General features: G+C 71.2%; 1 protein-coding gene. It reads right to left on the reverse strand.

The window, feature by feature from the left end:
- Nucleotides 1–1,304: DUF4982 domain-containing protein (locus tag ABZ646_RS46805; RefSeq protein ID WP_360533945.1), on the reverse strand; the 1,304-nt coding region annotated here is incomplete at both ends.

The raw sequence follows: 1,304 nt of genomic DNA on the forward strand, positions 1-1,304 counted from the left end.
AGGTCCACCTGAAGTCGACCGACACCCAGTCCCCGGTCCGGGCGCCGCTGAACGCGGGCAGCAGGGCGGTCGCCGACTTGGCGAAGGCGTTGGACCAGCCGGTGGTGGCGTCGCCGTCCAGCATGGCGGCCGGCAGGGTGTCCGCGCGTCCGGAGTAACTGGCGTCCGCGTGCGGGTAATCCTGCGGAGCCGGAAGGTCGGGGCCGAACTCGGGTGCGGGGGTGACTGCCACCGCGCGGGCCGGGTCGGTGCGCAGGGTGACGATGCCCGCGCGCAGGCCGTCCACGCGCGCGGTCACCCTCAGGCGGCCCGGTTCGGTGTCGGAGCGGACCATGGCGAGCGCCTTGCCGTGGAAGGCGGTCCGGGTGACGGCCTGGTAGCGCTCGGCGCTCTCCTCCCGGCCGTTGTCGAGACCGGCGATCGAGCCGCCGGTCACGCCGAAGGAGATGAGGTGCTCGGCGTCGGGGACCACCACGCCGTGCGCGTCGACGATCTCGGCGGTCACGAAGGCGAGCGAACGGCCGTCGGCGGCGAGGGCCCCGCGGTCGGCGGTGAGGCGTACCGCGTGCGGGGCAGCGGCGGTGCGCAGCACGTCGGTGGCGACCACGCGGCCGTCGCGCCGGGCGACCGCCCGCAGCTCGCCCGGGCGGTACGGCACCTTCCAGGTCAGGTGCAGCTTGCCCGCGCTGCCGTTCGGGCTGGTGTAACTGCCGGGATAGGGGCCGGTGGTGAAGGTCTTGTCGTCCCCGGTGGCCTCGGTGGTCTCCAGGTAGGTACGGCCGTCGGTGGTCGTCTTGGTGTCGAACTCCCGTACGCCCAGGGACTTTCCGTTCAGGAACAGCTCGACGGAGGGCACGTTGGCGTACGCCCACACCTCGACCGTGTCCCCGGGCTCGTGGTTCCAGGTCATCGGGACCAGGTGCACCATCGGCTCGCTCACCCACTGGCTGCGGAAGAGGTGGTACATGTCCTTGGGGAAGCCCGCGGTGTCGACGGCACCGAAGAAGGACGACTTCACCGGGAACACGTCGTACGGCGTCGGCTCGCCGATGTAGTCGATGCCCGACCACAGGAACTGGCCCGCGAACCACTTCCGGTCCCGGTCCTTCTTGTGGCCGTACTCGCCGCTCATCGTCCAGGAGGCCAGGTTGTTGTCGTAGGAGGAGGTCTCCCGGCGGCCGGGGGTGTGGTTCTCACCCGTGTTGAGGTGCTCCGGCTCCTGGTACGCGCCGCGGGTGGAGGTCTCCGAGGAGGACTCGGACTCGAAGAGGAACAGACGCGGGTAGGCCGCGTGCAGCGCGTCC

Origin of the sequence: Streptomyces sp. NPDC007162 (assembly GCF_040634175.1) — a bacterium.
Lineage (GTDB): Bacteria > Actinomycetota > Actinomycetes > Streptomycetales > Streptomycetaceae > Streptomyces.